18 protein-coding genes are annotated in these 17,337 nt (G+C 68.4%); 7 read left to right on the forward strand and 11 right to left on the reverse strand.

Going from position 1 to position 17,337, the window contains the following annotated elements; translation table 11 throughout:
• Positions 1-15: 15 nt before the first annotated feature.
• Positions 16-1,056, reverse strand: coding sequence for a selenide, water dikinase SelD (selD, locus tag BM172_RS00605; protein ID WP_026634179.1), 1,041 nt, complete (start codon positions 1,054-1,056; stop codon positions 16-18).
• Between the two features lie 123 nt (positions 1,057-1,179).
• On the opposite strand from selD, the gene BM172_RS00610 reads away from it, so the two are divergent.
• The 3 genes from BM172_RS00610 to BM172_RS00620 all read left to right on the forward strand — a co-directional run bounded on the left by BM172_RS00610 (position 1,180) and on the right by BM172_RS00620 (position 3,479).
• On the forward strand, positions 1,180-2,010 hold the full coding sequence (locus tag BM172_RS00610; RefSeq protein ID WP_026634180.1) for an endonuclease/exonuclease/phosphatase family protein: 831 nt from the start codon (positions 1,180-1,182) through the stop codon (positions 2,008-2,010).
• A 72-nt stretch (positions 2,011-2,082) separates the two neighbouring features.
• Positions 2,083-2,937, forward strand: a complete 855-nt coding sequence (locus tag BM172_RS00615) for a class I SAM-dependent methyltransferase (RefSeq protein WP_051548426.1) — start codon at positions 2,083-2,085, stop codon at positions 2,935-2,937.
• Between the two features lie 68 nt (positions 2,938-3,005).
• Positions 3,006-3,479 carry an H-NS histone family protein gene (locus BM172_RS00620; RefSeq protein WP_026634181.1) on the forward strand — a complete coding sequence of 158 codons (474 nt, stop codon included), beginning with the start codon at positions 3,006-3,008 and terminating at the stop codon, positions 3,477-3,479.
• 76 nt (positions 3,480-3,555) lie between these two features.
• Here the strand turns inward: BM172_RS00620 and BM172_RS00625 are convergent, their stop codons facing one another.
• Complete coding sequence (locus tag BM172_RS00625) at positions 3,556-3,867, reverse strand: hypothetical protein (protein WP_026634182.1); 312 nt, start codon at positions 3,865-3,867, stop codon at positions 3,556-3,558.
• 413 nt (positions 3,868-4,280) lie between these two features.
• A complete protein-coding gene (locus BM172_RS00630) occupies positions 4,281-4,553 on the reverse strand; it encodes a hypothetical protein (protein ID WP_026634183.1) in 273 nt (90 codons plus the stop codon).
• 342 nt (positions 4,554-4,895) lie between these two features.
• Between BM172_RS00630 and BM172_RS00635 the strand changes: the two genes are divergently transcribed.
• Positions 4,896-6,134 carry an SGNH/GDSL hydrolase family protein gene (locus tag BM172_RS00635; protein WP_051548427.1) on the forward strand — a complete coding sequence of 413 codons (1,239 nt, stop codon included), beginning with the start codon at positions 4,896-4,898 and terminating at the stop codon, positions 6,132-6,134.
• Between the two features lie 162 nt (positions 6,135-6,296).
• On the opposite strand, the gene BM172_RS00640 is transcribed toward BM172_RS00635, so the two are convergent.
• The 7 genes from BM172_RS00640 to BM172_RS21950 form a co-directional block, all read right to left on the reverse strand.
• Positions 6,297-6,632: a hypothetical protein gene (locus BM172_RS00640; RefSeq protein WP_026634185.1), complete on the reverse strand. Its 336-nt coding sequence runs from the start codon at positions 6,630-6,632 to the stop codon at positions 6,297-6,299.
• 75 nt (positions 6,633-6,707) lie between these two features.
• Positions 6,708-7,529, reverse strand: coding sequence for a heme ABC transporter ATP-binding protein (locus BM172_RS00645; protein WP_197022840.1), 822 nt, complete (start codon positions 7,527-7,529; stop codon positions 6,708-6,710).
• On the reverse strand, positions 7,526-8,584 hold the full coding sequence (locus BM172_RS00650; RefSeq protein ID WP_026634187.1) for a FecCD family ABC transporter permease: 1,059 nt from the start codon (positions 8,582-8,584) through the stop codon (positions 7,526-7,528). Before BM172_RS00650 ends, BM172_RS00645 begins: the two co-directional genes overlap by 4 nt.
• Complete coding sequence (locus tag BM172_RS00655) at positions 8,581-9,432, reverse strand: heme/hemin ABC transporter substrate-binding protein (RefSeq protein ID WP_026634188.1); 852 nt, start codon at positions 9,430-9,432, stop codon at positions 8,581-8,583. Before BM172_RS00655 ends, BM172_RS00650 begins: the two co-directional genes overlap by 4 nt.
• The gene (locus BM172_RS00660) at positions 9,425-10,507 is read right to left on the reverse strand and encodes a hemin-degrading factor (RefSeq protein WP_197022841.1); all 1,083 of its coding nucleotides are present in this window, start codon (positions 10,505-10,507) and stop codon (positions 9,425-9,427) included. The genes BM172_RS00655 and BM172_RS00660 overlap by 8 nt, the downstream gene beginning before the upstream one ends.
• A 14-nt stretch (positions 10,508-10,521) precedes the next feature.
• Complete coding sequence (locus tag BM172_RS00665; protein WP_026634190.1) at positions 10,522-12,813, reverse strand: TonB-dependent hemoglobin/transferrin/lactoferrin family receptor; 2,292 nt, start codon at positions 12,811-12,813, stop codon at positions 10,522-10,524.
• A 190-nt stretch (positions 12,814-13,003) separates the two neighbouring features.
• Entirely contained in the window at positions 13,004-13,267 is a 264-nt protein-coding gene (locus tag BM172_RS21950; RefSeq protein ID WP_143096406.1) for a hypothetical protein, read from the reverse strand.
• Positions 13,268-13,386: 119 nt separating this feature from the next.
• Here BM172_RS21950 and BM172_RS00670 point away from each other — a divergent pair, with 119 nt between their 5' ends.
• Positions 13,387-13,653, forward strand: coding sequence for a hypothetical protein (locus BM172_RS00670; protein WP_051548428.1), 267 nt, complete (start codon positions 13,387-13,389; stop codon positions 13,651-13,653).
• Between the two features lie 17 nt (positions 13,654-13,670).
• Here BM172_RS00670 and BM172_RS00675 read toward each other — a convergent pair whose 3' ends face one another.
• Positions 13,671-15,554 carry a hybrid sensor histidine kinase/response regulator gene (locus BM172_RS00675; RefSeq protein WP_051548429.1) on the reverse strand — a complete coding sequence of 628 codons (1,884 nt, stop codon included), beginning with the start codon at positions 15,552-15,554 and terminating at the stop codon, positions 13,671-13,673.
• 254 nt (positions 15,555-15,808) lie between these two features.
• On the opposite strand from BM172_RS00675, the gene BM172_RS00680 reads away from it, so the two are divergent.
• Both BM172_RS00680 and BM172_RS00685 read left to right on the forward strand, forming a co-directional pair.
• A complete protein-coding gene (locus tag BM172_RS00680) occupies positions 15,809-16,162 on the forward strand; it encodes a hypothetical protein (RefSeq protein ID WP_143096407.1) in 354 nt (117 codons plus the stop codon).
• Between the two features lie 154 nt (positions 16,163-16,316).
• On the forward strand, positions 16,317-17,336 hold the full coding sequence (locus tag BM172_RS00685) for a VirK/YbjX family protein (protein WP_081805076.1): 1,020 nt from the start codon (positions 16,317-16,319) through the stop codon (positions 17,334-17,336).
• Position 17,337 lies beyond the last annotated feature (1 nt).

Raw genomic sequence — 17,337 nt, forward strand, 5'->3', positions numbered from 1 at the left:
GGCTGGCTTGCCGATTCAAATCACTTCGATGCCGGGAACGCCTGCCGCGACCGCTCCGATGATGCTCGCCCGCGGATATCCCGCCGCCTCGATCGTCGCCCGTAGCGCCTCCGCCCTCTCCGCCTTGCACGCGACCAGCAAACCGCCGGACGTCTGCGGATCGGTCAGCAAGGCGCGCCGCCATTCCGGCAAGTCCGCCGGCAACGCGACGCCATCGCCATAGCTGCTCCAGTTGCGTTTCGACGCCCCGGTCACGTAACCCGCCTCGGCCAGCGCCTCGGCCTTGGCGAAGAACGGCAGACGCGCCTGCTCGATCCGGATCCGTACGCCGCTGCCACGCGCCATCTCCAGGCCATGCCCGAGCAGGCCGAAGCCGGTGACATCGGTGATCGCGTGTACATCGTCGTCCTGCGCCAGCTCGTGGCCGATCCGGTTGAGCAGCGTGGTCGACGCCAGCATCTCGTCGTACGCGTCCGCCGGCAGCACCTGCTTCTTGAATGCCGCCGAATAGATGCCCACGCCCAGGCCCTTGGTGAGAATCAGCGCATCGCCCGGCCGTGCGCCGGAGTTGCGCCGCAGTTGCGCCGGCGTGCACAGGCCGATCGCCGCCAGGCCATAGATCGGTTCCGCCGCATCGATCGAATGCCCGCCGGCCACCGGAATGCCGGCCTGCGCGCACACCGCCTCGCCGCCGGCGAGGATCGCGCGCACCGTGTCCACCTCGAGCTTGCCCAGCGGCATGCCCAGGATGGCCAGCGCCATGATCGGCTTGCCGCCCATCGCGTACACGTCGGACAAGGCATTGGCGGCGGCGATGCGGCCGAAGTCATAGGGGTCGTCCACCACCGGCATGAAGAAATCGGTGGTGGCGATGACGCAAGTTCGTTCGTCGACCTGCCATACCGCGGCGTCATCGCTGGACTCGGTGCCCACCAGCAGTTGCGCGAATGGCATCGCCGCGGCCTTGCCGGCGAGCAGTTCCTGCAGCACGGCAGGTGCGAGCTTGCAGCCGCAGCCGCCGCCGTGGGCCAGATCGGTCAAGCGTTCAGAGGCCATGCCGGATCCCTCGATTGCCGATAGCCCGATGCCAGGCGTCGGCCAGCATAACGGAACGCCTGCGCACTTTCCGTCATGCGACGCCGCTATAGTCGGACGTCCGTTCCGCCGAGCCGCACACTCATGCCGATCCTTTCCCGCATCGCCTTCGCCCTCGCCCTGAGCACCGCCGCCGTCTCCGCCTGTGCGGGAGAACTCAAGGTGATGACCTTCAACGTCCGCACCCTGGCCGCGCAGGATGGTCCCAATGCCTGGGACAAGCGGCGCGAGCTGTTCGCCGACACCATTCGCCAGGTGCACCCGGACGTGATCGGCACGCAGGAGCTGTTCAAGCAACAGGGCGACGACACCGTCGAGCGCCTGCCGGAATACACCTGGTTCGGCCGCGACCGCTTCGGCAAGCATGCCGAGGAGCACATGGGCATCTTCTATCGCAAGGATCGCCTGAAGCTGGTGAAGTCCGGCGACTTCTGGCTGTCGGATTCCCCTGACAAGGTCGCCAGCATCACCTGGGGCAATGTGTTCCCGCGCATGGTCAACTGGGCGCTGTTCGAGCGGCTGGACGACCACAAGCAGTTCTACCTGCTGGACACCCATTTCCCCTATCGCGACCAGGACGAGGACGCGCGTACCAAGGGCGCGCGCGAGATGGCCGCATGGATCGCCAGGCTGCCGGCCAAGGTGCCGGTGATCGTCACCGGCGACTTCAACACGGAGCCGAGCAGCGAAGCGCACAAGGTGCTCACTGCCGGGCTGAAAGATGCCTGGGATACCGCACCGAAGCGCGAAGGCCCGGCCAAGACCTTCCACGACTTCACCGGCCAGCCGACCGTGCAGATCGACTGGATTCTCTACCGCGGCGTGACGGCGAACGCCATCCGCACCCTGACCACCTCGAAGGATGGGCGCTATCCGTCGGACCATTTCCCGGTCGCCGCGGATTTCACGCTGTAAGCCGCAGGCAGCACGCAACCATTCGTCGCGCCGGGGCGACTCAGGAGTAATCCGACCTTTTCGCCCCGACCGATGAATGCGCCCCTGCCCCGTTCCGCCACCAGCCTCGGCCTCCTGGGCGATACCGTCGCCCGCGACTATTCGCACAAGCTGCGGCTGTTCAACGCCTTCGCCGCACCGGAACTGCGCGAGGCGATCGCCGCGCTGCAGCTGAAACCGGGCATGCGTGTCCTCGATGCCGGCTGCGGCACCGGCGAGGCGCTGGGCTGGCTCGGCGCCGAAGTCGGCCATGACGGCATGGCGGTGGGCATGGACCTGGCCGCGGCGCACACCTCCGCCGCCCGTGCCATCGCCCCGCGCGAGGCCTGGATCATGCAGGCGAACCTGCTGATGGCGCCGCTGGCGCGCGAGACCTTCGACTTGGTCTGGTCGGTCAACACGGTCAATCACCTGCGCGATCCGGACCAGGGCGTGCATGCCCTGGCCACCCTGCTGCGCCCCGGCGGCCGCATCGCGCTGGGCCAGAGTTCGCTGCTGCCGGACATGTATTTCGCCTGGGATGCCCGCCTGGAACGGGTGACCAATGAGGCTGTGCGGCGCTACTACCGCGATCGCTATGGACTGGACGAACGCGATCTGACCGCGGTGCGCTCCCTGGTCGGCCTGCTGCGGCGCTGCGGCCTGCGCAAGGTCACGGTGCGCACCTGCCTGATCGAGCGGGTGGCGCCGGTCAGCGCGGCGGACGAAGCCTATCTGGTCGAGGCGATCTTTCGCGGCAGCTGGGGCGAGCGGCTGCGACCGTATCTGTCGGACAGCGATTACGCCGAACTGGGCCGCCTGTGCGATCCGCAGCATCCGGACTACGCGCCGCGGCGTCCGGACTTCCATTTCCTGCAGAGCTTTACCTTGGTGCTGGGCGAAGTCTGAGCCCGGCCCGTCGTTCAGTTTTCCGTCCGTGTGATAAGGTCGGCCGCCTGTCCGACCGGGAATCTTGTATGGCCATCAATCTGAAGTCGCTGTCCGCCGACGAATTGTCGAAACTCATTTCCAGCGCACGCTCCCAGCTCGAGCAATCGCGCAGCCAGCAGGTCAGCGAAGTGCGCAGCAAGATCGAGGCGTTGCTGAAGTCGAGCGGCGTGACCCTCGCCGAGGTCTTTCCGCGCCAGGTCGGCAAGGGCAAGAGCAAGGGCAGCGTCGCCGCCAAGTACCGCAATCCGGAAGACGCCAGCCAGACCTGGTCCGGCCGCGGCAAGCGGCCGCTGTGGCTGGTCGCCCAGCTGAAGAAGCGCGGCGTGACGCTGGACAGCCTGCTGATCGACGGCGCCGCCGCGCCGGCCCGCAGCAGCGCGGCGACCAAGCGCGCCGCGAAGCCCGCCGGCAAGCGCACGGCGAAGAAGGCGGCAAAGAAAGTGGCGAAGAAGGCCGTCAAGAAAACCGCCAAGCCCACCCGCCGCGGCCGCAAGGGCTGAGGCCAGACCCCCGAATGCAAAGTGCCCCGCATCGCGGGGCACTGGGTGCAACTCAAGCAAAACCGATGCTACTTGCTTACTGGTGCACCTGCACCGGATTGCAGTTCGGCGCGCTCAGCGTCGGCGGCGAGGCCAGCAGGCCCGGGGTCTGCACCGACGAGCAATTGAACACGCGACCCTTGGTGGTGGTGGCGGTATAGGTCAGCTGCTGGCCGCCGAGCTTGTCCGGCTCGCCTGCCTTCACGTTGGAGATGGTCAGCTCGTCCGACGAGGCCAGGCCGATCATCTTGGCCGTCTCGGTCTGCAGCGGCACGATCGCCTCATTGACGCTCATGGTGGAGCAACCGGCGAGCGCCAGCATCGACAACAGGCTCAAAGTCTTCCTCATGATTCCCTTTCCTTTTCCATGGTCGGTGTTGTCCCGCCGCCGTCGCGAACAAGCGGAGGAACGCCAGAAGCGCGTGGGGTGGATGGTCTTGCTGGTATCCCCTGAGCAGCGTGGAATCTCCCTTTCGACGCCGTAGCGCTTCGCGGCAAGATCCTTTTCCGCCGACCGAGACACCGGCAATGCGACTGATCCGACAGGGTGTTCCTGGATCGGACGCATGACCGGCGCGCCTCGCGGGCGAGCATAGCATGCAGGTTCTTGCGTACCAGCCGCGGATCGCGGGTCCTGGATATGCGTCACGTAATGCGTGATTGCGTCGACGCGAATGCAGGCACGGCCACCAGGAAATGGCCGCGCCCGGCACTGGTCGCATCGCGACATCGAGCTTCGATCAATGCGCGACGGCACCGATCTCAAGCATCGAGACCGTCCTCGCCGCGCTTGCCCGACGTCTCCGCCACGAGCGACTCCAGCTCGCAGCGAGCCATGCCCGCATCGCCCTGCTCCAGATAACCGAGCGCCTTCAGCAGGCGCTCGTGCAGCACCTGCGCCTGCGCTTCGCGGCGAGCACGGAAACGCGCCTGGCGCTGGGCGCCGGTGAGCGGACTTTCCTTGCGCGGCCGACCGCGGCTGCGCTTGAAGGCCAAGGGCAACTGCAAGGTGCCGGGATCGCGTATGTCGACCATGGTCGTGCTCCTGGTTAGGTGGCGCTTATTTTAAGTTACGTAACTATAAATAGCAAGCAGAAAGATCGAATTTCTTGAAGAAATTTTCTTGATAAATAAGTTTGTTAAGCGACTTTCTTTAAGTGATTTGTCCCGCCGTGGCGCGGCCGATCGGGCGCCATATCGCGCCGACGGCGTCACGTGACGGCGTCGGACCGGTGCTGCGATCGAGGGATGCCTGGCGCGATGCGCTCATGGCGACCGGGCCGTCATGGCGGATTTTGTAAATGCCGGTCGCGGATACCGTAACGGCCTCTTTGCTATACGGGTCGCTTCGCGTTTCTCCCAGGCAAAGGACCCGGCATGCACCGTCAATTCCTGCACTTCCTTCTGGCCGGCGCGCTGTGCGCCCTGCTCGCCCCGGCATCGGGCCTGGCGGCGCCCGCCCGCGACAAGGCATCGAAGGAGCGATCCTGGGTCGCCGCCTGGGCCGCGGCGATGGATTCGCCGGGACCGCGGCTGTCCGACCAGACGGTGCGGCAGATCGCGCGGGTCAGCATCGGCGGCACGGCGGTGCGCGTGCGCCTCTCCAATCTTTACGGCGATGGCCCGGTCACGCTCGGACCGGTGCATGTCGCGCTGCGGACGGAAGGCTCGTCCATCGCAGGCGGCAGCGACCATGAGCTGCGCTTCGGCGGCAAACCGACGGTGACCATCCCCAAGGGCGGCAGCGTACTCAGCGACGCGGTGACGATGGAGGTGAAGCCCCTGCAGGAACTGGCCGTCAGCCTCTATGTCCCGGCGAGCGCGACGCCTGGCCCGTCGACGTTACATAACGCCGGCCTTGCCACCGCTTATCTGACGGAAAACGGCAACGCCACCGCGAGCCAGCCATACCCTGGCACCGAAGTGCATGGCAGCCGCTTTTTCCTCAGCGGCATCGAGGTCGCCGGCCCGGCCGAACGCCACGTGGTGGTGGCCTTCGGCGACTCGATCACCGACGGCGTCGGCGCCAGGCCCGATACCTACGAGCGCTGGCCCGATCATTTCGCCGCGCGGCTGCGCGCCGAGCCGTCGCTGGCCACGGTCGCGGTGGTGAATTCCGGCATCGGCGGCAACCGCGTATTGAACGACAGCTTCGGCCCGAGCGCGCAGGCGCGCCTGGACCGCGATGCGCTGGACCAGCCCGGCGTGCGCTGGATCGTCCTGCTGGAAGGCATCAATGACATCGGCGGCTCCGGCCAGCCGGCCACGCCGAAGGACGATGTGTCGGCCGAGCAGATCATCGCCGGCATGAAGGCCCTGATCGAACGCGCACATGCCAAGGGCGTGAAGATCTACGGCGCCACCTTGACGCCGTTCGGCGGCGCGGGCTGGCCATACCACTCGTCACGTAACGAACAGAAGCGACAGGCGGTGAACGCGTGGATCCGCGATGGCGGCGCGTTCGACGGCGTGGCGGATTTCGACCAGGCGATCCAGGATCCGACGCATCCGGAGCGAATGCTGTCGGTCTATGACAGCGGGGATCATCTGCACCCGAACGGAGCGGGGTTCGAGGCGATGGCGAAGGCGGTGGACCTATCGTGGTTCAAGCCGTAGGTTGGGGTGAGCCGAAGGCGACTGCGAAGGCAGGATGCCGTAGCGAACATCCGCGTAGCGGATGGCCCGAAGGGCGAGCTGCTGATGCAGCCCGTAACCCCAACGTGGCGGCCATGTGTGATGCCCGTTGGGGTTCGCTGCGCTCACCCCAACCTACGCCGCTCACACGCCGTGCTGCTTGCCGCAACCAAGGCAAGGCCGATACGGCCCCCACCGCCCTTCCCTGGCCCGCCCCAGCAGGCAGCCGCAGACATAGCAGGCCGCGCCCCGTCCACGCCGCCAGCGCAGCAGACGTCCGGCCTGCACGGCATACAGCGCGACGCTTGCCGCGCCGCCGGCGACGATCAGGTAGGAAGGAAGATCCGGCGCCGATCCGCCGCCGGCTGGCCGCGGCAAGCCGAGCAGGCCTTCCGCACTCCAGGCGAACAGTGCGCCGCACAAGGCCGGCAGCAGGCAGGGCGCCATCAGGCGCAGGCACATCCGATCGACGTAGGACATGGCGGGCGGTTCCGGGGATGAGCCCGAAAGCGTCGCCGAGTCACATCTCAAAAGCTGAGACCGGACCGCACACGCCTAGGCCGCATGAATCAGCGGCCGCCCATCGCCGTCGCGCACGCAGGCCAGCGGCAGGCCATAGATCTTCGACAGCATCGGCGCATCCAGCACCTGTTCGCGTCCGCCGTGGCGCACCAGCCGCCCCTGCGCCAGCAGCGCGACATCGTCGGCATAGCGCGCGGCAAGATTCAAATCGTGCAGCACGGCGATCACGCCAAAGCCCTGCCCCGCCAGCTGCCGCGCCTGCGCGAGCAGTTCGTGCTGATGCGCGATGTCCAGGCCGGCTTCCGGCTCGTCCAGCAACAACCATCCCGGCGCATCGCGGCAATCCCAGATCTGCGCCAGCACGCGCGCCAGCTGCACGCGCTGCTGCTCGCCGCCGGACAGCTCCAGATAGTTGCGCCCGAACAGCGACCATGCCCCCGCGGCCTTGAGCGCTTCCTCCACGATGCGACCGTCGGCGGACCTGGACGAGGTCGCGCCATGCGGACTGCGCCCGAGCATCGCCACCTCCTCCGCGCGGAAGCCGAAACCCAGCTGCACGCGCTGCGACAGCATCGCGCGGCGGCGCGCCAGTTCGGTGGCGGGCCAGCGCTCCAGCGCCACGCCATCCAGTGTGGCGGTGCCCACCGAGGGTTGCAGCGCGCCGGCCAGCACGCCGAGCAGGCTGCTCTTGCCGGCGCCGTTCGGGCCGATCAGGGCCAGCACGCGTCCCGGTTGCGCGCGCAGATTCACCGCCTGCAGCACGCGGCGCTCGCCGTAGTGCAGGTGCACGTCGCGCGCCTCCAGCCAACGCTCTTCGCCATCGGAGAGGGCACGCCAGTCCATCGCCAGGCTCATGCCGTGCCTCCGACGCGCAGGCGCGACAGCAGCCACAGGAAGAACGGGCCGCCGAGCAAGGCGGTGATCACGCCCACCGGCAGCTCCGCCGGCGCCACCGCCACGCGCGCTACCGCATCGGCGCCGATCATCAGGCTGGCGCCGGCCAGCGCAGACCCCGGCAGCAGCAGGCGATGATCCGGCCCCCACGCCAGCCGCAGCACATGCGGCACCAGCAGGCCGACGAAGCCGATCACGCCGCACATCGCCACCGCCGCGCCCGTGGCCAGCGCCACCAGCGCGACCAGCCGGCGCCGCAGGCGGCGTGGCTCGAAACCCAGCAGGCTTGCCTCGCGCTCGCCCAGCAACAAGGCATTCAAGGCGCCCGCATGCGCCGGCAGCCACAGCAGCGGCAGCAGCATCAGCGGCGCCACCGCGCCGAGCCGCGCCCAGCTGGTGCCGCCGAAGCTGCCAAGGGTCCAGAAGGTCAGGTCGCGCAGCTGCTGCTCGTTCGCCACATAGGTGAGCACGCCCACGCCGGCCATCGCGATCGCATTGATCGCCACGCCCGCGAGCAGCAAGGTGGCCACGCCCGGATGGCGGCTGCCGAACAGATAGACCAGCAAGGTCGCCAGCAGACCGCCGGCGAATGCCGCGGCGGCGATGCCGAACGAGCCGAGCAAGGGCGGCAGCGTCGCCGTCGCCGCGCCGCCCAGCACGATCATCCCGATCGCACCGAGCGCCGCGCCGGCGGATACGCCGACCAGCCCGGGCTCCACCAGCGGGTTGCGGAACAGGCCCTGCATGGTCGCGCCGCTGCAGGCCAGTGCCGCACCGACCAGGCTGGCCATCAGCACGCGCGGCAGGCGCAGGGTCAGCACCACGGCATCCTGGCCTTGCGCCGGCGCACCGTCCAGCCAGCGCAGCAAGGCGCCCAGCACCTGCGCCGCCGAGAGCGGCATCGCGCCGACCGCCATGCCGCCGATCGCCGCGGCGGCCAGCCATGCGGCCAGTCCGCCCAGCGCCCAGGCGCGCGCGCTCAAGGCGCGGCGTTGCGGCAGCGCGATGCTGTTCATCGCCGCGCGCCCGCCAGTTCGCGCTGCAGGGCCAGTTCGTGCTCGGCGTTGCGTGGGCCGAAGCCGAGCAGCGCCTGGCCGTCGACGAACACGATGCGCCGCGCCTTGCCGGCCGGCGTCAGCGCGATGCCGGGCAGGCGCAGCACGCCATCGACGCCGCCCACTGCCTCGGCGCGCTCGCGCATCAGCAGGATCACCTCGGGCGCCAGCGCCACCAGCGCCTCGGGCGACACCGCCTTGTAGCCGCTGAAGTCATCGGCGACCGGCGTGCCGCCGGCGAGCGCGATCGCGCTGGCGGCGGCGGTCTCGCGTCCGGCGGCCATGGGACTGCCCTCGGTGGCCATCAGGAACAGCACGCGTGGATGGCCTGGCATCGCGGCGACGGCCTTGGCCAGCTCGGCGTATTGCGTCTCCAGCCGCTGCACCAGCACGCCGGCCGCCGCATCGCGCTGCAGGGCCCGGCCGATCTCGCGCACTTTTGCTACCACCGCTTCCGGCGTGCGCGTGACCGGCATGGTCTCGATGCGCACGCCGGCCTCGCGCAATTGCGCAAGCACCGGCGGCGGACCCGCGTCGTGGGTGGCGAGGATCAAGCCGGGGCGCAACGCCAACACGCCTTCGGCGGCAAGCTGCCGCACGTAGCCGACATCGGGCAGCTTGCGCGCGGCGGCCGGCCACACGCTGGTGCTGTCCACGCCGACCAGCGCCTGCTGCGCGTCCAGCGCATACACGGTCTCGGTGATGTCGCCGCCCAGCGCGACCACGCGCGGCATCTCCGCCGCCAATGCGCCCTGCGCGCACCAGGCCAGCACCAAGGCGCTCAACCAGCCACGGCTGCGCTCAAACATGCGACACCTCCGCGCCGGCCAGGCCTTCGGCCAGTTCGCGCCATGCCGTCAGCTCCGGCGTGCCGGGCTTGCGCTTGCCGAAGAACTGCACGATCTGGCCACCGTCGGCGTCGTACAGCTCCAGCGAGGTGACCTGCCCTTCCGGACTGGGCTTGCGCACCACCCAGCTCTCGGCGATGCGGTCCTCGCGCAGGTGCAGATTGAACTCGTCGTCCAGCACATTGAGCCAGGGACCGACCATTTTGATGTTACGTACCGGACCGGTATGGATCTGCACCACGCCGGGCGAACCGACGAACACCATGATCGGCAAGCCGCTGGCGGCCGCCGTATCCAGCACGGTGCGCACGGCACCGTGATCCACGCGCCGCGCGAATTCCTCGCCGACCAGGCGCAGCGCCTGCGTGCGCGTGACCTCGTGCCGCTTGAGCAGCGCAAAGAAATCGTGCGGATCGCGCATGCGGCGCCATTGCTCGCGCAGCGAGGCGAGATCGATATCCCCGTCGTCGCGCCGCCGCGGCAGCGGATTCTCCACCGCCGCCAGTTCCAGCAGCGGCGACTGCACCGGCGCGGCGAAGCGCGCCACCAGGCCGGACCAGGCGTCGTCCCGGCTGCGCTCGGTGAGATACAGCTTGTGCACCGCGCGCCCGTCGCCGTCGAAGAACTGCAGGCTGCGCAGCCAGCGCCCGCGCATTTCCTCGCGCACGGCGAAACCGAATACCCAGTGGCGCAGGAACAGGCGCAGGTCGATCGCCTCGTCCAGCACCACGCCCATGCTGCCGCCGATGTCGATGTTGGCGAACGTGCCGTACTTTTCGTGCACGCAGTTTTCGTTACGTGTCAGCACCATCACGTAACCCAGTTCCGGCAAGGCCCGGATCACCTCGGCCCACGGTCCCTGCAGCCGCGTGACGCCATCGCCGCAACGGCTGGCGACCAGCTCGGCCTCGCTCACGCCGAGGCGTTCGGCCAGGTCGCGCGCGCGCAGGTTGGGCTCTTCCTCGCGCAGGCGGCGCCAGGCGTCGAGCAGTTCCGGCAGCGAGGGTGCGGCGGCGGTAGTCATTTCGTTCAACATGTTTGGCACTCCGGTCAGAACGCGATGCGCGCAGCCACGCTGAAAGCGCGGCCGGGCATGCTGAGGCGGTCGGCGGGGACGCCGGCGGTGCCGGCATCGTTGAGGCCATTGCCGCTGACCAGGTTGCCGAGCGCGCCGCTGTTGAGGCTGCCCCAGTCCCAGTACTTGCGGTCGGCCAGGTTGCTCACGCCGGCATACAACTCGAGGTTGGCGATCGGCGAGTAGTGCGCGTACAGATCCACGGTGGCGTAGCCGCCGGGCCGGAATGCGCTGGCATTGCTCAAGCGGCTGTGCCGGCGCACACCGGTGCCGATCAGCTCGGCGCCCCATTGCTGCGCGTCGTAGGCGACGCCGAGCACCAGCTTGGCCGGATCCACCGTATTGAGCGGGCTGTAGCCGCTCGCGCCGGGCTCGATCAGGCGCCCGCTGGCGACCGCGGCGCTGCCGCGCAGGGACCAGCCCTGCAGCGCGCCGCTGAAATAGCCCAGCCGCAAGGCGCCGCTGGCCTCGGCACCCTTGATAGAGGCCTTGCGCGCATTCACCGCCTGGTAGAACAGGTTCATGCCGGGAGTGACCTGCACCCAGTCCGGCACCTGGCCGGCCTTGAGCTGGTAGCCCGACCAGATGAAGTCGCGATAGCGGTTGTAGTACGCCGCCACGTTGAACCAGCCCGCCTCGCCCTTGCCGCGCAGGCCCAGTTCCATGCCGCGGCTGGTCTCGGCCTTGAGCTTCGCGTTGGGCAGGAAGGCGATGTTGATGCCTGGGAACGGCTGTTCGTTCCACGCGCCGGCGATCTCGCTGTACAGCGGCGGGCGAAAACCCTGCGCGTAGCTGGCGTACGCGCTGAGCGCGCCGTTGACATGCCACAGCACGCCGAGCTTGGGCGAGGCGCGGGTCTTGCTGTAGTCGCTGCGCACGTAGCCGGGGTTGTAGGCGGCGTACAGCGCATCGTCCTGCGGCTTGTAGGCGTAGCGGTCCACGCGCACGGCGGGCGTGATTTCCAGCCTGCCGCCGAACAGGCCGAGCTCGTCCTGCACGAAGGCCGCGTAGCGATCGGTCTCGCTGTCCGGAATCAGATGCAGGGGATAGTTGCCCGGCATGAACGCCTTGCCGCTGCCGCTGGCGCCGGTGCGCTTGTTGACGCCGTAGCCGCCGGCGTAAGACTGCGCATCGGTACGCGACAGCTCCACGCCATAGCTGACCGTCTGCGTGACCGCGCTGCCCTCGCCCACCTGCTTGACCGCCACCAGCTTGCCGCCGAAGACCCGCTCCTGCAGCGGCAGGCTCTGGAAATAGCGCGCCACCGTCGCCGTCTCGGTCTGCGTGTTGGTGCGGGTGCGGCTCTCCTGCCAGTAGACGTTCCAGTCCAGCGTATCGGCCAGCACGCCGCCCAGTTGCGGAAACCACTGTCCTGCCGTGGCGCGCACGCGCACGTTCTCGTCCTGCGAGCGGTAGTAGCCGACGCTTGGCGTGATGTTCGACAGCGAGTCGGTGCGCGTGCGCGTCTGCGCGCCATCCAGGCTGATGCGGTCGGCGCGGCCGCTGTCGGCGGTATGCACGTACTTGCCGAGGAAGCTGTCCGCGCCATAGCTGCGCGGATCGGGCCGCGTGCGCGCGGCGCCGGTGCCGCCCACCTCGCCCTGGTTGGCAAGCGCCTGGCCCTCGCGATGGTTGCCGACGAACAGGAGGCCATTGCGCTGGTTGCCACCCGCCATGGTCACCGTGGAAGTGAGGCTGCGGTCGCTGCTGTCGTAGAGCTCCTTGACCGACACATAGGTATCGCGGCCGTCGCGCAGGTAATCGGCCGGATCCTTGGTGCGCAGGCTGACCACGCCGCCGAGCGCATCGGACGGATACAGCACCGAGGCCGGCCCGCGCACGATCTCCACCGACTTCAGCTGGTCCAGGTCGATAAAGTTGCGGCCGGCGCGGAAGCTGCCGCCGGCCACGCCGGCGCCGAACGAGGCCGGCATCGACACGCCATCGATCTCGATGCGCGTGCGGTTGCCGGACAGGCCGCGGATATTGAAGCTGTCCAGTCCGAAGCGTCCGCCGGTACCGATGGCCGACACCCCGGGCTCGTAGCGCACCAGGTCGCGGATCGACACATTCAGATGCCGGTCCATCTGCACGCGATCGATGGTCGACACCGTACCCGGCACATTGAGTTGGATGGATGGCGCCAGCGCGGTCACCTGCACGCGCGGCAGGTCGGTGGCGTCGGCGGGAACGGCCGCCTCGGCGGCCAGGGCAGGAACGGAAAGCAGCGCGCCGATCACGGCGGCCAGCGGGGCGATGCGAAACATGGGCGAACCAATCCTTTGCCTGGGCGTGGAATCACGCGGCGGGCTGGCAAAGGAAACGCGGAGCAGTCCCTGAGGCTGGCGGCCGATCGAAGAAGCGCGGCGAGGCTCAAGCCATCGCCGACAAATGAGAATCTATCTCATTTGGAAAATGGATGTCCAGATGGGCTCGCTTGAAGACGACGTATGGACACTATTGATGGTCGTGGAGCGCAACCGGTGCTTGCTTGCTCGAAGATCGAATCGGAAATGATTCCTTGGACATGGCCATGCTGCTTGTGCCGCGGAACGTCACCTGGAACGAGGCAATCGTCATGCCGAGCGCAGAAAAACCGCGTCCCGTGCAGGTCGCGAATGCGTACTGTGGCGCCTGCACGCCTCGGCGCTCGGGCATTTTTGCAAACGCCTGGACCTGTTTCAGGCCGCCCGCACCAGTGATTTCACATGGCCACCACATCACTGAATTTCCTGGCCAGGAAAAACGTGATGCACCTCACAAGCGATCCGTGCTCCTGGCCCGCCCCCTGCATATTTCACATCGAGGCCAGCAGCCTCGGCTTTGCAGGGGAAAACCACATGGAACAGATCGTCGAATGCCTGATTGCCGGAGGACCGCAGCACGGACTGGTGCGCCGGCAGCTGTGGGATCCGGATTGCCCGGCGCCGCCGGTGCTCGCCTCGGTCGACGGCGAGCTGTGCACCGCCGCGGCCTGTCGTCCCGCCGGTCCATGCAACAACCGCTTCCTGCTGCTGCATCCGCACGCGACGGGCTCGGAAATCATCTCGATGATGGCGGTGCTCAACGGACAGGCCTGCAGCGCCTACATTTCCGTGAAGCATTGAGCGATGCGCACGACGGCTCAGGCCGTCATGTGCATCAGCACCGCCCGGTCGATCGCCTGCATCAGTTCCGCGCGGCCATAGGGCTTGGCCAGGCGCACCACGTTCCCCGGCAGATCCTTTGGCGTCTCCGCATAGCCCGAAGCCAGGATCGCCGGCAGTTGCGGCCACTGCGCGCGCACCTGGGCCAGCAGCTGGTGACCCGGCACGACGGGCATCATCTGGTCCGTAATCAACAGGTCCACCTCTACACCGCCGAACAACGCCTCGAGGGCTTCGTTCGCGGACGATTTCTCGTAGGTGAGATGGCCCATGTCCTCCAGCACCGCCGCGGTGGTGGCCAGGATCAGCGGATCGTCGTCCACCAGCATCACGCGCAATTGCCCGTTGCGCGAAGGCTCGTCCATCGGCGAAGGCGGCGTTTGCGAAGGCGCTTCCGCCGGCGCCACCGGCAGCCAGATCTCGGCCCGCGTGCCCTTCCCCGCTTCGCTGTGCAGGACCAGCCGTCCGCCCGACTGCTCGGCCAGCCCGTGCACCATCGACAGGCCCAGGCCGGTGCCCTTGCCCACGCCCTTGGTGGTGAAGAACGGCTCGGTGGCGCGTTCGAGCGTGGCCGCATCCATGCCCTGCCCCCGGTCGGTGACCGACATGCAGACGTAGCGTCCGCTCGGCAGGCCCACCGCATGTCCCTCGCCGACCTGCACCGATTGCGCGGCCAGCGTGATGCGCCCGCCGGCCGGCATGGCGTCGCGAGCATTCATCACCAGGTTGAGGATGGCCAGCTCGAACTGGTTGGCATCCACCATCACGCGCTCCAGCGAGATCGGAAAAGCCAGGTCGACGCCGACCTGCGGCCCCAGCGAGCGCTCCATCAGGCTGACCAGGTTGCGCGTCAGCGGGCGCAGGTCCAGCGCCGCGGGCTTCAGCTCCTGCCGCCGCGCGAACGCCAACATGCGCCGCGTCAGCGTGGCGCCGCGTTCGGCGCCGGACAGCGCGTTGTTGAGCAGGGCCAGGCTCTGCGGATCGTGCTGCAGGCGGCGGATCAGCAATTCCAGGTTGCCGATGATCGCCATCAGCAGATTGTTGAAATCGTGCGCCACGCCGCCGGTGAGCTGGCCGACCGCTTCCATCTTCTGCGCGTGGAACAGCGCCTCGCGGGTCTGCGCCAGTTCCTGCTCGGCCTGGCGCTTGGCGGTGATGTCGCGGGTGATCTTGGCGTAGCCGATGTGGCGGCCGCGATCGTCCAGGATGCGGTCGATCACGATATGCGCCCAGAAACGGCTGCCGTCCTTGCGCACGCGCCAGCCTTCGTTCTCAAACCGGCCCAGCCGCGCGGCCGTGGCCAGGCCCCTGGCCGGCAGCTCGCGTTCGCGGTCCTCGTCGGTATAGAACGTGGAGAAATGCTTGCCGATGATCTCGCGCGGCAGGTAACCCTTGATGCGCTGCGCGCCGGCATTCCAGCTGGAGACCTTGCCTTCCGGATCCAGCAGGTAGATGGCGTAGTCGGTGACGCCCTGCACCAGGATGCGGAACTGCTCCTCGCTGCGCCGCTGGTTTTCCGCGGCCTGCTTCGCCGCGGTGAGGTCGCGCGTGAGTGCGGCATAGCCGACCCGGGCGCCGTCGTCGCCGTAGGCGGCATCGATCACCACCTGCGCCCAGTAGCGGCTGCCGTCCTTGCGCAACTGCCAGCATTCGGTCTCGAAGCGGCCCTGCTGGAGGGCCTTGACGAGGATTTCCGCGGGCAGTCCCAGCGCGCGGTCTTCGGGCACGAAGAAAGTCTCGAAGGGCGCGCCGAGGATATCCCGCACACCGTAGCCTTCGCAGCGCTCGGCCCCCTGGTTCCAGCTGCGCACCGCTCCCTCGGTGTCCAGCATGTAGATGGCGTAGTCGATGACTGGGTCCACTGGCGACCTGTGCGGATTCTCTTCGTTAGGGGCCTGGAATCGGCAACGGGCCGTCCCGTGCAAGCCACAGCACGGCAGCCTAGATATCGCCAAGTGACAGCAGCGTGACCCATCCGCCCCGCCCCGATCGCAGGCTTCGCTCGGCTCGAGCGTGCCGGACCATGGCAGGCCATAGTTCACCGGAACGCCCGCAAGCGCGAACATAGGCGTTCCATTCCCGGAGCCCAGCGATGCCAGCGTCCGCCCAGCCCCTCGTGCATGCCCCCCTCATCGCCTTCGACCTCGGCGAACTCGACGCCCTGCTCACCGGCCTCCCCGGCGACTTCCCGCCCCCGCTCTACCGCACCCTGGAAGAGCTGCACACCCGCCTCAGCGACTATCACCGCATCGCGGGCACCATCGTGCCGCGCGACGAACTCGCCGCACTCTACGAGGCCATCGTCGCCCCGCTGGACGAGGTGGAGGCGCAATCCCGCGCCCGCGTGCTGAGCGAATCGATGGAGCACTGGTGCCACGAGGTGAACCGCCAGATGACCCCGCTGCGCGAGGCGATCACCGGCGAAACCACCGATATCGCGGCATTCGACGACGAAGGCTGGGACGCCTGAGCGGGCGGCGCAGGTTTTTTCGCCCAAGCTGACTGCCAGCGAAATCCTGCCCTGGAGCCGGCCCGTTTTTTTGACAGCCCCTTCACTGCACATTTCAAAAAGTCCGCCTTCGCGCGTCTTGGCTTCCGTTCAAGCGGCTTGGACCGGAATCGTCATGAAGGCAGCAGCACACGAAGGGTGGATGGACGAGGTCGGCGCGGCGGTAGCGCCCCGCGCCGGAGCGCTGTTGCTGCTGCGCTCCTTCCAGGGCCGCTGGGACCTCGGCCACGCACCGGCGCCGCACCGGGTCCACGGCTTCCTCCGCTACACCCGCCACAGCCTTGCGCACCTGCCGCGCCAGCTGGCCTGGCTGCGTTTTCTCGATGGCTCGGAGGCGATGCGCCAGGCCGTGCGCGCCGATCCGGGCCTGTACGGCCGCTGGCACGTACCGTTCGTTTCGCGCGAACTCGGCCCCGCCGCGCGCCTGCGCATCCTCGAAGCGCATTACCGCTTCCTGCTCGAACGCTTTCCGCCGCGCCTGCGCGACAAGCTGCTGCGCGGCCACGACGTGCGCATCGGCACCCTGCGCCTGCGCGACGGCGCGCCGATCCACCTGCACCTGCGCAAGCCCGCCGTGCGCGCGATGGGCGAGCTGGGGCTGTACCTGGTCACCGGCGACAAGGAGGTGCTGTCCTCCTGCACCTTCACCTTCGGCGGCGAGGAAGGCCTGCTGATCGGCGCCATGCAAGGCGCCTGGTCGTTCCTGGGCCGCGGCCCGATCCGCGCATTCACCCGCGGCAGCCACGGCGTGCGCCCGAAGAACCTGCTGCTCACCCTGATGCGCGTGCTGTCGCGCCTGTACGGCATCGAACGCCTGCGCGGCGTCGCCCATGCCGCCCATCCGTTCGCCACGCGCATCCAGGCCGACTACGACGCCTTCTGGCTGGAGAACGGCGGCGCCCCCGGCGAAGACGGCTTCTACGAACTCCCCCGCTTCGGCGCCCGCCGCCCCGTCCGCCTCCTGCCCAGCAAGCGCCGTTCCGCACGCCGGCAGCGCGAACAGTTCCTGGACGAGGCACGCGCGATCTTCCTGCGCGCACTGGACTGGCGCCGCCCTTCGCAGCCATCGCCGGAAGGCCGGCGCAATGCCACGCGCATTCCGCCACTGGCACTGCGGCCGCGGGCCTGGGCGTAAG

The sequence above is a fragment of the Dyella marensis genome (assembly GCF_900112865.1).
Classification (GTDB): domain Bacteria; phylum Pseudomonadota; class Gammaproteobacteria; order Xanthomonadales; family Rhodanobacteraceae; genus Dyella_D; species Dyella_D marensis_A.

Bases quoted from the DNA above. Each gene is read 5' to 3' on its own strand.
- BM172_RS00625 (WP_026634182.1), bottom strand. From the start codon at position 3,867: ATGAGGAAGACTTTGAGCCTGTTGTCGATGCTGGCGCTCGCCGGTTGC.
- BM172_RS00635 (WP_051548427.1), top strand. From the start codon at position 4,896: ATGCACCGTCAATTCCTGCACTTCCTTCTGGCCGGCGCGCTGTGCGCC.
- BM172_RS00655 (WP_026634188.1), bottom strand. From the start codon at position 9,432: ATGTTTGAGCGCAGCCGTGGCTGGTTGAGCGCCTTGGTGCTGGCCTGG.
- BM172_RS00615 (WP_051548426.1), top strand. From the start codon at position 2,083: ATGAATGCGCCCCTGCCCCGTTCCGCCACCAGCCTCGGCCTCCTGGGC.
- BM172_RS00670 (WP_051548428.1), top strand. From the start codon at position 13,387: ATGGAACAGATCGTCGAATGCCTGATTGCCGGAGGACCGCAGCACGGA.
- BM172_RS00660 (WP_197022841.1), bottom strand. From the start codon at position 10,507: ATGTTGAACGAAATGACTACCGCCGCCGCACCCTCGCTGCCGGAACTG.
- BM172_RS00650 (WP_026634187.1), bottom strand. From the start codon at position 8,584: ATGAACAGCATCGCGCTGCCGCAACGCCGCGCCTTGAGCGCGCGCGCC.
- BM172_RS21950 (WP_143096406.1), bottom strand. From the start codon at position 13,267: ATGTGGTGGCCATGTGAAATCACTGGTGCGGGCGGCCTGAAACAGGTC.
- BM172_RS00620 (WP_026634181.1), top strand. From the start codon at position 3,006: ATGGCCATCAATCTGAAGTCGCTGTCCGCCGACGAATTGTCGAAACTC.
- BM172_RS00640 (WP_026634185.1), bottom strand. From the start codon at position 6,632: ATGTCCTACGTCGATCGGATGTGCCTGCGCCTGATGGCGCCCTGCCTG.
- BM172_RS00630 (WP_026634183.1), bottom strand. From the start codon at position 4,553: ATGGTCGACATACGCGATCCCGGCACCTTGCAGTTGCCCTTGGCCTTC.
- selD (WP_026634179.1), bottom strand. From the start codon at position 1,056: ATGGCCTCTGAACGCTTGACCGATCTGGCCCACGGCGGCGGCTGCGGC.
- BM172_RS00645 (WP_197022840.1), bottom strand. From the start codon at position 7,529: ATGAGCCTGGCGATGGACTGGCGTGCCCTCTCCGATGGCGAAGAGCGT.
- BM172_RS00610 (WP_026634180.1), top strand. From the start codon at position 1,180: ATGCCGATCCTTTCCCGCATCGCCTTCGCCCTCGCCCTGAGCACCGCC.
- BM172_RS00665 (WP_026634190.1), bottom strand. From the start codon at position 12,813: ATGTTTCGCATCGCCCCGCTGGCCGCCGTGATCGGCGCGCTGCTTTCC.
- BM172_RS00685 (WP_081805076.1), top strand. From the start codon at position 16,317: ATGAAGGCAGCAGCACACGAAGGGTGGATGGACGAGGTCGGCGCGGCG.